Here is a 13054-nt window from a genome sequence, read left to right as displayed (position 1 = left end):
GCCGCGTGCACGCGACATTCACCCAGGAACAGCAGGAGATCGGCGGGACCGTCGCGGCCCTCGCCAAGGCGCAGGCCGGCGCGGCGCGGGCCGCGCTGTCAGCCGGTTGGCGGCCCTGCGCCGCCGACGGGCCGCTGCTGCGCGACTTCGGCCTGCTCGGCGTGCCGGAGTCGGCCGGCGGTGTCGGGTCGGCTCTGATCGACCTGCTCGTCGCCGTCGAGGTGCTCGGTGAGCAGCTGGTCCCGACTCGGTTCGCGGCCCACGCGGGCGCCGTACAGCTGCTCTGCGGCGACGACCGACGGTCGGTGCCGCTGCCCGACGAGATTCTCGACGGCCGGCGAGTGCTCACCCCGGCGGTCGACGTGCCGTCCATGGCCGGTTGGCCGGACCGGTCGGTGCCGGATCCGCTGGTGCGGACCCTGGTGCCGTACGCCGCTCAGGCGGACGGGTTCGTCGTCGCCGGTCCCGACGAGGTCTGGATCGCCGACGCTGCCGCACTCGCCGAGCGGGCCGGGGTCACCGAGCGGCGGTCGTTCGACCCGTCGGTGCCGCTGTCGGACGTGTCGCTGTCCACACCGCAGCGGGTCGACCCGGTCGGCACCGGGTTGTGGCGGGCGACGCTGGTGGTCGCCGCCGAGTTGTGCGGCGTCGCGCAGGGCGCGATCGAGTTGGCCGCCGAGCAGGCCCGTACCCGGGTGCAGTTCGGCAGGGTGATCGGGTCGTTCCAGGGGGTCGCGTTCCAGTTGGCCGAGGCCGCCACCGCGCGCAAGGCGGCGTGGGACCTGACGCTCTACGCCGCCTGGGCGGTCGACAACCGCCGCCCGGACGCCGGGATCCAGGTGCACGCGGCGAAGGCGGCGGCGGGCAAGGCCGCGGTCTTCGCCGCTGAGCGGGGGATCCAGGTGCACGGCGGGATGGGCATCACCATGGAAGCGGATCCGCATCTGTTCCTACGTCGGGCGTTGGTGCTCGACGCCCGGCTCGGCCGTGGCCGGTGGCACCGGCACCGGGCCGGCGCGCTACGGATCGAGGCGCGCCTGGCAGGTCCGGGACACCCTACGGACTAAGGCGCTGACCTGCGCAGACCTTGCAGTGCCAGTAACGCAGCGGTAACATACCGGCTGGTCGGAATAAACGAGGAGTGGTCGTGAAGTTCGGAATCATGAACCTGTTCCCGGTGGCCGACGGGGCATCGGACCATCAGGTGCTACGAGAGACTCTCGACGAGATCCAGCTGGCCGACGAACTCGGCTTCGACTCGATCTGGCTGGCCGAGCACCACTTCTCGAAGTACGGCATCCTCGGCAGCCCGGTCAACTTCGGCATGGCCGTCGCCGAGCGGACCAGGCGGATCACGATCGGCACCGCCGTGCTGGTGCTTCCACTGCATCACCCGCTGCGGCTGGCCGAGGACATCGCCGCGCTCGACGTGCTCAGCGGTGGCCGGGTGACCATCGGGGTCGGCCGCGGCTACCAGCCGGCCGAGTTCGCCGGCTTCGGGATCGCTCTGGCCGAGTCGAAGCAGCGCTACCAGGAGACCCTGGACGTGCTGCGGTTGGCGCTGACCCAGGAGAAGTTCTCCTACCACGGCGAGATCTACCACTTCGACGACGTCACGACCTACCCCCGGCCGTTCACCCCCGGTGGTCCGCCGATCCTGCAGGGCACGGTCTCCCCGGACAGCTTCCGGGAGCGCGGCGCGGTCGGCGAGCCGATCATCACCTCACCGAACTTCACGCCGTTGGGCATCATGCAGAAGAACTTCAGCCTCTACCGGCAGAGCATGCAGGCCAACGGATTCGACATCGCCACCTACGAACTGCCCTTCATGCAACAGGTGTGGTGCGGCGACGGCGAGGACGGCCTGCGCGAGGCCGCCCGGGCCGCGATGAACTACTACAAGTCCGTCGGGAAGGTGATCCCGGGTTCGGAGGAGGCGATCGAGCAGGAGCGGTCTTACTACGCGGCGGTCGCCAAGAACATCGAACTGCTGACCCTGGAGCAGACCCTGACCCACGGCGGCAACTTCGGCTCGGCGCAGCGCGTCATCGAAACCATCGAGATGCTGCGTGAGCAGCTCGGCATCAACCACTACATCGGTTGGCTACGGATCCCGTCGCTCGACCGGCGGAGCGCGCTGAAGTCAATGGAGGAGTTCGCTACCAAGGTGATCCCGCACTTCCGCGCGGCGGACCAGGCGGGCGGCCGGAACGACGGCCACGACCGGGCCGATGACGTCTTGACGACCTCCGCCAGCCAGGCGGTCATCGGATGAGGGTCAGCTGTTTCCTCAGTGCCCAGTTCGATCCGTCGACCAGCGCCTCCGACGGTATCGACCAGGTACTGGACCAGGCCGCCGCCGCCGAGGCGGCCGGCTTCCACGCCGTCTACCTCGGCCACCACTTCCTCGCCAAGTCGGCGTTCGTCCAACCGGTGCCGCTGGCCGGCTACCTCGCCCGGGCGACCACCCGGGTACGCATCGGCTTCGGGGTGCTGCTCGCACCGCTGCTGAACCCGGTCGCGCTCGCCGAGGACCTCGCCTCCCTCGACGTGCTCTGCCGGGGACGGTTGACCGTGGGCATCGGCGCCGGCTACCGCAAGCGGGAGACCGCCGCGTTCGGCGTGGAGTGGACCGACCGGCTGCGCCGACTACGCGAGTACGTCCCGATCCTGCGGTCACTGTGGAACGGCGAGAAGATCGACATCGCCGGCAGCTGGGGCGAGGTCCCCGGCGCGTCGCTGGCGCTGCGGCCGGTGCAGCCCGGCGGCCCTCCGCTGTGGATCGGCGCGTTCGCCGAGCCGGCGGTCCGCCGCGCCGCTCGACTGGACGCGCCGTGGCTCATCGGCCCCAAGGGCACCGACGCGGAGCTCGCCCGACTGCTCGGCGTTTACCGTGGCGAACTCGCTGACCGCGGTTTTTCCCTCGACCGTGAGTATCCGATGAGCCGGGAGGCGTTCATCGGCGACAGCTACCCCGCCGCGGTCAAGGCGGTCCGACCGCACCTGCAGCGTCAGTACGCCGGATACCGGTCCTGGGACGATGCCCAGTCCCTGGACATCGACCGGTACCTGGCGCAGGACTGCCTGGTCGGTTCGGCGGACGAAATCGTCGACAAGCTGCGGCGCTGGGAGACCGAACTCGGCATCACCGAGGTCTCGCTGCGGCACCAGTTCGTCGGCGCCAGCCAGGCCGAGGCGATGGAGCAACTCGCCCGCTTCGGCGCGGAGGTCGTCCCCCGACTCGCCGGGTCACGCCCCGCGTCGCCGTCCTCGTCGCCATCCGCGCCGGAGGTCGCCCGATGAGTGCCGACCACGTGAGCACGCCGTCCGACGCCGACAATCTGGCCCGGGTGCTGGAACGCCGCCGCGCCGACCGCGGCGATGTCGTCGGCCTGTACGGCGAGGACGGCCGGTCGTGGACGTTCGACGAAATCGACCTGCTCGCCGGTGGGGTGGCGGTCGCCCTGCGGGACGAAGGCGTGGGCGCCGGCGACCGGGTCGCCTGCTACCTGACCAACGGCCCGGACATCGTCTTCTTCCTCTTCGGCTGCTGGAAGATCGGCGCGGTCCCGGTCACCGTCAGCAGTCTGTACAACGCGGCCGAACTCGCCGAGTCGATGGCCAAGACCAGCCCCCGGCTGCTGCTCGTCGACGGGCGCAGCCCGGATGTGGTCGCCGAACTGGTCGGCACCGACGCTGGCGTCCCGATCCGCCGCGTCGCGTTGGCGCCCGACGCGACCGGTGGTGGCGGGGAACCGGACATCGAACCGTTGTCGTGGCGTCGGCCGGTCCGGCTGCCGGCGGTCGACGTCGACCCGCAGGCCGAGGCCTGCGTGCTGTTCACCGGCGGGACGACCGGCCGGCCGAAGGCGGTCAGCGTCACCCACGGCGGGACCCGTGACTCGCTGATCCGGCTGGCCCGCGTCGCCACCGGCACCGACGCCGAAGGCACCGCCACGGCGGCGGCCAAACCGAACCTCATCGCCCTGCCGCTGTTCCACAGCGGCGGTCAGCACTCGCTGCTGTTCGCGTTCTTCGTCGGGCGTCCGGCGGTGGTCTGGGAGAGGTTCGGCGTCGACCGGCTCGCCGACCTGATGGACTGGTTCCGGTTCGACAATTTCTTCTTCCTGCCCACCATGGTCTACGACATCGTGCACGCCGAACGGGACCTGCCATTCGACGGGGTCAAGTCCGTCCTGGTGGCCGGTCAGGCCATCTCGTGGTCGCTACGCCGCGCCTTCGAGGAGCGGTACCGGGTGCCGATCCTGGTCAACTACGGATCGACCGAGGCCGGGCACATCGCCGGCTGGACCGGCCGGGACATGAAGGCCGGCCGCTGGAAGCCCGGCTCCGCTGGGCGGGTCTACCCGGGGGTGGAGTTGGAGATCCGGGACGAGACCGGTGCCGCACTGCCGGGCGGCCGGCAGGGCGAGGTGGTGGTCCGCTCCAAGCTGACCAGGGGCTACGTCGACGACGACGCCGCCTCCCGCGAGCTGGTCCGGGACGGGTGGGTGCACACCGGTGACATCGGCTACGTCGACGACGACGGGGTGCTGTTCCTGGTCGGCCGGAAACGGGACATGATCAAATGCGGTGGTTTCCAGGTCTGGCCCGAGGAGATCGAGGACGAGCTGCGCAAGCATCCGCTGGTCAGCGACGTGCGCGTGCTCGGGCGGCCGGACGACCGGCTCGGCGAGATTCCGGTCGCGCTCGTGGTGCGCAGGCCGGACGACGCGGTGACCGACGGCGAACTCTCCCAGCGCCTCGTCGCGTACGCCCGGGACCGGCTCGCCCACTTCAAGACGCCCCGACGGATCGAGTTCGTCGCCGCGCTGGAACGCAGCGCCACCGGCAAGATCAGCCGAGCCACGCCGGCCACGACGCCGGCAGGTGCGACGCAGGCAGGTGCGTCCGGATGAAGTTCGGCATCATGGCCTCGCACCAGTATCCGCACGGCGACGACCTCGGCGCGCACCTGGCCGACCTGTTCGGCACCGTCGAACTCGCCGCTGAACTGGGCTACGACTCGGTCTGGACAATCAACCACTTCCAGTCGAACCTGGCCACCCCGCAACCGATCTCCATGCTGGCCAGCCTCATTCCGCGCTCCGGCGACATGCTGCTGGGCACCGGCATTCTGCTGCTGCCGATGTTCCACCCCGTACACATCGCGGAGGAGTTCGCGACCCTCGACCACCTCTCCGGCGGACGGGTGGTCCTCGGCGTCGGTGCCGGCTACCGGGACAATGAGCTCGCCGCCTTCGGGATCGACCCGCAGAGCCGGTTCCGGCGCTTCGACGAGAGCATCCGGCTGATCCGCGCGCTGTGGACCGGACGACCGGTCACCCAAGACGGCGAGTTCTACCCGCAGACCGACGCGACCATCGGCGTCGCGCCGCTGACCCCGGGCGGTCCACCGATCTGGATCGGCGCCGGCGGCCGGAAGGCGGTCCGCCGGGCCGCCCGTCTCGGCGACGCCTGGTACGCGCCGGGCAACTCACCGAGCCGGCGGTTCCTGCCCGAGCATCGGGCCGTCTACGAGGAGGCGCTGGCCGAGTACGGCCGGGACCCGACGACGGTGCAGCGCCCGGTCGGGGTCGAGCTGTACTGCGCGCCGAGCACCGAGCAGGCCGTCGCCGAGGCGCTGCCGCACGCCCGGCGGGAGTACGCCACCTACGCCGAGTACCCGGCGCTGCGCTGGCAGCGGGACCGCTTCGACGAACTGGTCCGAAACACGCTGCTGCTGGGCTCGCCGGAACTGCTCATCGAACGGATCTCCGTGCTGCGGGAGCTGGGGTTCGACCACGTCATCTTCCGCCCCGGGTGGCTCCGCATGCCGACCGGGAAACTGCGCGCCTCGCTGCGGCTGTTCGCCGCCGAGGTGTTCCCCGCCTTCCGTACCAGCTGACCTAAGGAACCCGCCGTGAAGAAGACCGAAGCCGAACTTCTGGAACACCAGTGGGACGTCGAGAACATGGAGGTCGACCCCGAGGTCCTGGCGAAGTACGTCCGGTACGACGTCGACGAGCAGCGGTCGGTCGCCACCATCACCTTCGACCGTCCCGAGCGGCTCAACGCCATTCCGGTGGCCGCCTTCGAACGCGTCGGTGACCTGGTCCGCCAGGCCGAGACCGACGACCGGGTCAAGGTCATTGTCTTCAAGGGCGAAGGCGAACACTTCGGCACCGGCGCGGACGCCGCCGAACTCGGCCACTACATCGGCTACCGGACCGGCACCGACAAGGCGGCGCGGCGGCGGCCGGCGCAGCGGCAACGCATCCTGCCCGACCGAAACGTGCTGAGTTCCGGCTTCACCCGCCCGATCATCGAGTCGCTCAAGGCGACCATCTGCCAGGTGCAGGGGTACTGCTACGGCGGCCACTTCCAGATCGCGCTGTCGGCCGACATCGTCATCGCCAGCACTGACGCCCGGTTCACCCATCCGGCGTTCCGTTACCTCGGTCCCGCCCCACAGGACATGTACCACTGGATCGAGAAGGTCGGCCTGACCACGATGAAGGACGTCATGCTGACCATGCGGGCCATCGGTGCCGAGGAGGGCGAACGCAAGGGCCTGGTCACCAAGGTCGTCGAGCGTGACGAGCTGCAGCGGTGGGTCGACGACTACGCCGACGCGATCGCGGTCATGCCGCTCGACTCACTGATGATGGGCAAGTCGATGATGCAACTGGTGATGGAGGCCCGGGGCAAGGGCCTCGGTGCGATGACCGGCTGGGTCGGGCACGGCTGGGCGACCAACGTGAGCTTCGACGAAGGGGACTGGAACTTCCTCAAGGAACGCCGGCAGAAGGGCGTCGGCCAGGCGCTGGCCGACCGGGACCGGCTGGTCGCACCGTACTTCCGGCTCAGCGACACCCGGTCGCGTGAGAAGTAGGCGCAACCGTGAAGTTCGGCATTCTCCTGGATCACCAGTACGACCTCGGCGACGACCTGCACCGGCGGATCGGTGAGACGGTCGAGTACGTCCAGCACATCCGCGACCTGGGCTACGACTCGGTGTTCGGCATCCACCACTACCTGTCGTCGCTGGCCACACCCCAGCCGATGCCGCTGCTGAGCCGGCTCGTCGAGCACTCCGGCAGCATGCAGATCGGCACCGGCATCCTCATCCTGCCCCTCGGACATCCGGTGCACTGGGCAGAGGAGATCGCCACCATCGACCAGATGTCCGGTGGTCGGTTCGTCCTGGGCATCGGCTCCGGCTACCGCGACGCCGAGTTCGCCTCGTTCGGCATCGACCGGCGTACCCGGGTGTCGCGGATGAACGAGGCGCTGGCGGTGATGCAGCGGTTGTGGACCGGTGAGCCCGTCCACCACGAGGGGCGGCACTTCACCCTCGACGGGGTGCGGTGCAGCGTACTACCGCGGCAACGGCCGCACCCGCCGATCTGGGTCGGTGCCAACGGCCCGACCGGCATCGCCCGGATCGCCCGTCAGGGACTGCCGTGGCTCGCCCCGTCCAACGTGCGGCGCAACTGGGCGATCGGAAACCTGACCGAGTACCGGGAACAGCGCCGGGCGGCTGGGTTCGACGACGAGGACGCAGTGTTCCCGATCCACCGGGACCTGTGCGTCGCGGACTCCGCCGACGCCGCGCACGCGATCGCCGGCGACGCGGTCCGGCGGTCCTACGGCGAGTACGTCCAGTACGGCATGGACTACTTCGAGTCCCAGTGGGAGGCGATCAAGGAGAAGGCGCTCTTTTTCGGCTCTCCCGACGACATCGCCGCGAAGATCTCCGACTTCGCCGCCGCCGGTTTCAACCACTTCGTCTTCCGTGCCCAGTGGCTCGGGTTGCCGATCGAGCGGTCCGTCGAGATTGTCGAACGGTTCGCCCACGAGGTGATGCCGAGGTTCCGGCGATGAGGATCGGCCACCTGATCGTTCCGGCCGGAAGCCTGGCCGCCCAGGTCGACTTCTACACCCGGCTCGGACTGACGGTGCGGTTCCGCGACGGTGACCGGTATGTCGCGCTCACCGACGGGACGGTGACCATCGGCCTGGCCGACGGATCGCAGCAGCCCGTCGCCGGCCGCACCCTGCTCAGCGTCGAAGTCGACGACCTCGACAGCTGCCTCGCCGAGCTGGTTGCGGGCGGTGCGTCGGTCGGGGATCCCGTGCCGGGCCCGCATGAGCGGCGGTCGGTGGTCGTCGACCCGGGCGGCGTCCCGGTCGTCGTCTACGAACGACGGGCCTGACCGGCGAGGCGGCGCCGGCGGGTGCAATCTGGTGGGGTGAACGCCGAGGAACCCGCCGACGACCTTCGAATTCCCCGCGCACAGGTCGGCTCCAGCCCACAGCATCTGCTGGCGACCCTGCTCGGTGAGTATCTCGACTCATCGGACGCCGATCTGCCGTCGGCGGCGGTCATTGCCATCCTGGCCGAGTTCGGGGTCAGCGAGTCCAGCGCCCGTGCAGCGTTGTCCCGGCTGGTCAAGCGGGGACTCATCGCGACCCGGGGGACCGGGCGGCCACCGGTCTACCACCTCACGCCCGCCGCGATCGCCCGGCACCGTTCGCGGATGCGGCACTTCCTGAACTTCGGCGCCGATCCGCCCCAGTGGTCCGGCGAGTGGCTGATGGTGTCCTTCTCGATTCCGAGCCCCGGGCAGGCGCCGCGGCACGCGGTACGCAGAGCGTTGAGCGCGTTGCGTTTCGTGGGCCTGTACGACAGCGTCTGGATCCGGCCGGGATCGGACGCCGAGCCGGTGAAGCGGGCACTGGACGAGGTGCTGCGCGAGGTGACCGGCGCCCGGTGGTCCGTCATGCATGTCCGGTTCGACGAGGAGGCGGGGCCGCACGGTCCGGCCGGCGCGTACGACCTGGCCGGGCTGGCCGCCGCGTACTCGAGCTTCATCGCGCGGTTCGCGCCGTTGCGCACCTCCGTGCGCAACGGGCAGGTCGACGCGGTCAGCGCCCTGGTGGCCCGGACCTCCGCCATGGACTCCTGGCGGAGGTTCCCCGACACCGACCCGGATCTGCCCGCGCATCTGCTGCCGGATCCCTGGCCCCGGCAGCAGGCCAGGGAGATCTTCCTGGACATCCACGCGGCGCTCGGTTCGCTCGCGCAGGCCCGGCTCGTCGAGGTCGTGACGCCGTACTGGCCGGATGCCGCCTCGTGGATCACACACTTCCAGGCGTCGAGGGACTCCGACCGGGCAATCTATTGACACATTTCGTTGCAAGGGTGATAGTAACTGCACAGCTTGCATCGGAATGCTGTGGGACGCGGCCGGGCGGTCCACGCGCCTGTCGCGACACCCGCAGGAGGGGCAATGCGAAGTAGACCCAAGATCGCCGCCGTCCTGGCGACCGTCATCGTCCCGGTCGCCGCCGTGACCGTCGCGCTCGGCGCGACACCGGCCGGTGCCGCGGTCGGCGGCTCGGGCCCCTATCCCGCCGACCACGAAACCGCGGCCAGCCTGGCCAACCACACCATCTTCCGACCCCAGAACCTTCCGGCCGAGCGCCTTCCGATCCTCGTCTGGGGCAACGGCGGCTGCTCGGCCAACGGCCTCTCGCAAGGCAACTTCCTTCGCGAGATCGCCTCCCACGGCTTCCTCGCCATCGCCAACGGCGCCCCGAACGGGTCCGGCTCCACCACCTCCCAGATGCTCACCCAGTCCATCGACTGGGCCGTCGCGGAGAACTCCCGGCCGGGCAGCAAGTACTACGGCAAGCTCGACACGACAAAGGTCGCCGTCGCGGGCTTCTCCTGTGGCGGACTGGAGGCCTACGCCGTCTCCAACGACCAGCGCGTCACCACCACCGGCATCTTCAGCAGCGGTCTGCTGAACGACGCCGACGACTACCAGCTCAGGAGACTGACCAAGCCGATCGCCTACTTCATCGGCGGGCCCAGCGACATCGCGTACCCGAACGCCATCGACGACTGGGGCAAGCTGCCGGCCGGATTGCCCGCCTTCATGGGCAACCTCAACGTCGGGCACGGCGGCACCTACGACCAGCCAAACGGCGGCGAGTTCGGTCGGGTAGCGGTGCTCTACCTCAAGTGGCGGCTCAAGGGCGACACCACCGCCGGCGCCAACTTCGTCGGCGCGAACTGCGGCCTGTGCCGCAGCCAGTGGAGCGTCCAGCAGAAGAACCTGACGCTCGACGGCGACCCGCCACCCACCACTGCGCCGCCGACCGTGACCCCCACCACTGGGCCGCCGACGGTGCCGCCGCCCACCGGCACCCCCGCCTGCACCGCCGTTTACGCGGTGCAGGACCAGTGGAACAGTGGCTTCGTCGCGACCGTCACCGTGACCGCCGCAAGCACCCCGATCACCGGCTGGCGGGTCACTCTCAACCTGCCGGGCGGAGCGTCGGTCAGTTCGATGTGGAACGGCGTCGCCAGTGGCGCCAGCGGCACCGTTACCGTCACCAACCAGAGCTACAACGGCCGGCTGGCCGCCGGCCAGAGTACCAGTTTCGGATTCCAGGGCAGTGGAAACGGCAGCGGCGCCACCGTCAGCTGCGCCGGAGCCTGACTCCACCACCGTGGCCGGATCAACCGGCTCGGCGGGCCGGCACTCAGGTGCCGGCCCACCGAGCCGGAGTTCACCGTTGCGGTTCGTCGGCGCGGGGCCGGGCTCCGGCGACGAACCTGTCCAGCGCCGGTCCGTGCAGCACACCGCCGGGTACCGGGTCGCGCAGCGCCCGTACCACCAGGCGCGCCACCGGCAGGCGGTCCGGCGCCGGTGCCGCAGCGAGTACCACGTTGCCGTACCGTCGGCCGCGCAGCATCCGCCGGTCGGCGACGGCACAGACGTCGGCGAAGACCGCCCGCAGGGTGGCCACCTGCATCCGGGTGCCGGCCAGCGGTGGCAGGTCGGTGACGTTGACCAGGTAGATGCCGTCAGGTCGCAGTACCCGGGCGACCTCGGCGGCGAACCCGACGGTGGCGACATGCGGCGGCATCCGGGCCGCCTGGTAGATGTCGGCGAGCACCAGATCGTACGCGTCGGCGGGCGCGGCGGTGACCGCCTCCCGCGCGTCGGCGACCACGACCTCGACGCCGGCCGGCCGGGGCGGCAGCTCCCGCGCCACCAGCGCGACCACTTCGGGATCCCGCTCGACGACGGTCTGCGCCGAGCCGGGCCGGGTGGCGGCGACGTAGCGGGGCAGCGTCAGCGCGCCGCCGCCGAGGTGCAGCACGTCCAGCGGAGCACCGGCCGGCGCGGCGAGATCGGCCCCGGCGGCCATCCGGCGCACGTACTCGAAGCGCAGGTACGCGGGATCGGCGACATCCACGTACGACTGCTCGACCCCGTCGGCGAGCAGCATGCGCCCGGTCGACCTGGCCGCGTCGACGGCCAGGTCTAGCCGGGCGCCGGGTGCCTGCATGACCAGCAGACTAGCGATCCTCAGACGGGCGTACGCGACCACTGCTGGTTGGTGCCGGTGTGGCACGACCACTGTGTGAGGACGACGCCGTCGGCGGTCGACGCAGCCGGCACGTCCACACATTTCCCGCTGTGCCGCGCCCGCAGCTGGAAGTAGCTGCCGTTGGTGACCATCTGGAACTGCTGGTTGGCGCCGGTGCCGCAGGTGTACTGGATGAGCTCGGCCCCGTCGGCGGTCGACGCGCTCACCACGTCGAGGCACTTTCCGCTGTGCCGGCTGATCAGGCGCCAGTAGCCGCTGCCGGCGTCCTGGAACTGCCACTGCTGCCACGCGTTGCCGTTGTACGCGTACTGGCCGACCCGGGCACCGTTGTCGGTGTTCGGCTGCTGGACGTCCATGGCCTTGCCGCTGTGCCGCGCAGTGACCCGGTAGAACGTCCCCGTCGGCGGCGTCGAGGGGTCGTCGCTGACGGCGTCGCCCCAGCCGTAGCGGATCCGGTCGGCGCCGGACGGGTTGCGGACGGTCAGGTTCAGGCTGGTGCCGCTGCCGCTGAGCGCGAACATCGAGTACCAGTCGTACCCGATGTTGCCGGCCTTGCCGCCGAGGGCCGGCCAGTAGGTGCCGCCCATCTGGTTGTCGCGCATGACCTGAGCCATGGCGCGGATGTGGCGGACGAAGTTGTCGGTGCTGTTCGGGTCGGCGTAGTTGCGACCGTCGTTCATGGGCGCGCCGAACTCGGTGGCGACCGCCCGGGAGGCACAGTTGCCGAGGCGGGTCTGAATGTGGCTGCGGAAGGCGTCGTAGGACATCTCACCGTAGAAGAAGGCGTAGTGGTGGAAGGAGAACAGCGTCGAGTTGAAGCGGCTGTCGTTGCAGATGTCCCGCAGGTCCTGGCTGTATCCGGTGCCGCCGATCAGCACCCGACCGGGCACCGCCGAGTAGTGGTAGCTGAGCCAGTTGGCCGCGACGTCGCGCCACTGCGCCGAGCTGTAGCCGTGCGGCTCGTTCATCGGCTCGAAGTAGATGTTGGGGTTCGACCCGTAGGTGTTGGTGACCGTCGACCACATCGTGTTCCACGCGGCGAGGTTCGTGATCCGGCCGCCGGAGGCGGCACCGTCCTCCCAGTAGGCGAGGATGACCTTGAACCCGCGTTCGGCGGCGGCGTCGATGGCCCCTCGGTAGGCTTCCCACCACGCCGTCCCGACCGTGTGGGTGTTGATCGGCAGCCGGACGGTGTTGACGCCCATGGCGGCAGCCATGTCGTCGTAGACGGCGTTGGCCTTGGCCCGCACCGTCGCGTTGCTGTCGGATGGGTTGAGTCCGTGCACGACGAGCGGACCGGTGCTGAAGTTGTCACCCAGCACGGCCCAGTTCATGCCGCGGAACTGGCTGGTGGCGGCGGTGGCTGGCGACGACGCGACGACTGCGGTGCCGACCATCGCCGTCACCGCGGCCACCACGGTGATCGACAATCGACGCGACGACCGGGTTCTGGACGATGACTCTGACAAGATCTGGCCTCCCTGGGTACGGACATCGGGCCGGACGGCTACCGCCGGCACCGCTGTCTCTCCGGTCAGTCTGACTATGTCTGCGTCAACAGCATGCGCGGCGGTCAGGCGCGTCGGCCGGCAGGGAGCCACGTGTGCGGTACGTTACGTTCGTATTTCGGACAAGTGTTAGC

Annotated in this window: 12 protein-coding genes; 10 read left to right on the top strand and 2 right to left on the bottom strand. The window is 70.0% G+C overall.

Annotated features, from left to right (window positions below; all coding sequences use genetic code 11):
• The first annotated feature begins 5 nt into the window (after positions 1-5).
• From O7621_RS22155 to O7621_RS22110, 10 genes are all read left to right on the top strand, one after another.
• Complete coding sequence (locus O7621_RS22155) at positions 6-1067, top strand: acyl-CoA dehydrogenase family protein (RefSeq protein ID WP_282231036.1); 1062 nt, start codon at positions 6-8, stop codon at positions 1065-1067.
• A gap of 80 nt (positions 1068-1147) precedes the next feature.
• Positions 1148-2275, top strand: a complete 1128-nt coding sequence (locus O7621_RS22150; protein WP_282231035.1) for an LLM class flavin-dependent oxidoreductase — start codon at positions 1148-1150, stop codon at positions 2273-2275.
• Positions 2272-3303: an LLM class flavin-dependent oxidoreductase gene (locus O7621_RS22145; protein WP_282231034.1), complete on the top strand. Its 1032-nt coding sequence runs from the start codon at positions 2272-2274 to the stop codon at positions 3301-3303. Before O7621_RS22150 ends, O7621_RS22145 begins: the two co-directional genes overlap by 4 nt.
• On the top strand, positions 3300-4919 hold the full coding sequence (locus tag O7621_RS22140; protein ID WP_282231033.1) for an AMP-binding protein: 1620 nt from the start codon (positions 3300-3302) through the stop codon (positions 4917-4919). The genes O7621_RS22145 and O7621_RS22140 overlap by 4 nt, the downstream gene beginning before the upstream one ends.
• Entirely contained in the window at positions 4916-5908 is a 993-nt protein-coding gene (locus O7621_RS22135; protein ID WP_282231032.1) for an LLM class flavin-dependent oxidoreductase, read from the top strand. The genes O7621_RS22140 and O7621_RS22135 overlap by 4 nt, the downstream gene beginning before the upstream one ends.
• Positions 5909-5923: 15 nt before the next feature.
• Positions 5924-6895 (top strand): enoyl-CoA hydratase/isomerase family protein, encoded by a 972-nt coding sequence (locus O7621_RS22130; RefSeq protein ID WP_282231031.1) that lies wholly within the window; start codon positions 5924-5926, stop codon positions 6893-6895.
• 8 nt (positions 6896-6903) lie between these two features.
• A complete protein-coding gene (locus O7621_RS22125; RefSeq protein ID WP_282231030.1) occupies positions 6904-7887 on the top strand; it encodes an LLM class flavin-dependent oxidoreductase in 984 nt (327 codons plus the stop codon).
• A complete protein-coding gene (locus O7621_RS22120; RefSeq protein WP_282231029.1) occupies positions 7884-8219 on the top strand; it encodes a VOC family protein in 336 nt (111 codons plus the stop codon). The genes O7621_RS22125 and O7621_RS22120 overlap by 4 nt, the downstream gene beginning before the upstream one ends.
• A 36-nt stretch (positions 8220-8255) precedes the next feature.
• Positions 8256-9191, top strand: coding sequence for a PaaX family transcriptional regulator C-terminal domain-containing protein (locus tag O7621_RS22115; protein WP_282231028.1), 936 nt, complete (start codon positions 8256-8258; stop codon positions 9189-9191).
• Between the two features lie 105 nt (positions 9192-9296).
• Positions 9297-10514 carry a cellulose binding domain-containing protein gene (locus tag O7621_RS22110; protein ID WP_282231027.1) on the top strand — a complete coding sequence of 406 codons (1218 nt, stop codon included), beginning with the start codon at positions 9297-9299 and terminating at the stop codon, positions 10512-10514.
• Between the two features lie 70 nt (positions 10515-10584).
• On the opposite strand, the gene O7621_RS22105 is transcribed toward O7621_RS22110, so the two are convergent.
• Positions 10585-11370, bottom strand: a complete 786-nt coding sequence (locus O7621_RS22105) for a fused MFS/spermidine synthase (RefSeq protein ID WP_282231026.1) — start codon at positions 11368-11370, stop codon at positions 10585-10587.
• A 20-nt stretch (positions 11371-11390) separates the two neighbouring features.
• Positions 11391-12809 (bottom strand): RICIN domain-containing protein, encoded by a 1419-nt coding sequence (locus O7621_RS22100; RefSeq protein WP_282234685.1) that lies wholly within the window; start codon positions 12807-12809, stop codon positions 11391-11393.
• Between the last annotated feature and the right edge of the window lie 245 nt (positions 12810-13054).

It is taken from the genome of Solwaraspora sp. WMMD937 (assembly GCF_029581175.1).
GTDB lineage: Bacteria > Actinomycetota > Actinomycetes > Mycobacteriales > Micromonosporaceae > Micromonospora_E.
The sequence above is the reverse complement of the archived record's forward strand: the minus strand, read 5'-3'. Positions and strand labels throughout refer to the sequence as shown.

Coding starts and splice junctions, on each gene's coding strand:
- O7621_RS22105 (WP_282231026.1), bottom strand. CDS start 11,370: ATGCAGGCACCCGGCGCCCGGCTAGACCTGGCCGTCGACGCGGCCAGG.
- O7621_RS22140 (WP_282231033.1), top strand. CDS start 3,300: ATGAGTGCCGACCACGTGAGCACGCCGTCCGACGCCGACAATCTGGCC.
- O7621_RS22135 (WP_282231032.1), top strand. CDS start 4,916: ATGAAGTTCGGCATCATGGCCTCGCACCAGTATCCGCACGGCGACGAC.
- O7621_RS22145 (WP_282231034.1), top strand. CDS start 2,272: ATGAGGGTCAGCTGTTTCCTCAGTGCCCAGTTCGATCCGTCGACCAGC.
- O7621_RS22120 (WP_282231029.1), top strand. CDS start 7,884: ATGAGGATCGGCCACCTGATCGTTCCGGCCGGAAGCCTGGCCGCCCAG.
- O7621_RS22100 (WP_282234685.1), bottom strand. CDS start 12,809: ATGGTCGGCACCGCAGTCGTCGCGTCGTCGCCAGCCACCGCCGCCACC.
- O7621_RS22110 (WP_282231027.1), top strand. CDS start 9,297: ATGCGAAGTAGACCCAAGATCGCCGCCGTCCTGGCGACCGTCATCGTC.